The following is a 229-nucleotide window of genomic DNA, read 5'->3' as shown; positions in this document are numbered from 1 at the left end:
GCTTCAGCGCCTCCATGTCGTCGCGCAGCCGTGCGGCCCTCTCGTACTCCATCTCCTCGGCGGCCCGGTGCATCTCCTGCTCCAGGCGGCGCAGGTGGGCGCCCGTGCGCCCGGCCATGAAGTCGCAGAACTCCTCGGCCAGCCGCCGGTGCTCCTCGGCGTCGACCCGGCCGACGCAGGGCGCCGAGCACTTGCCGATGTAGCCGAGCAGGCAGGGGCGGCCGATCTG

Annotated in this window: 1 protein-coding gene; it reads right to left on the bottom strand. The window is 73.4% G+C overall.

Features of this window, described 5'->3' with window-relative positions; all coding sequences use genetic code 11:
- The coding region (locus ACSNOK_RS36645) for a UvrB/UvrC motif-containing protein (RefSeq protein WP_436784954.1) at window positions 1-229 on the bottom strand (229 nt) is incomplete at both ends.

Origin of the sequence: Streptomyces sp. URMC 126, assembly GCF_051386555.1 — a bacterium.
Lineage (GTDB): Bacteria > Actinomycetota > Actinomycetes > Streptomycetales > Streptomycetaceae > Streptomyces.
The sequence above is the reverse complement of the archived record's forward strand: the minus strand, read 5'-3'. Positions and strand labels throughout refer to the sequence as shown.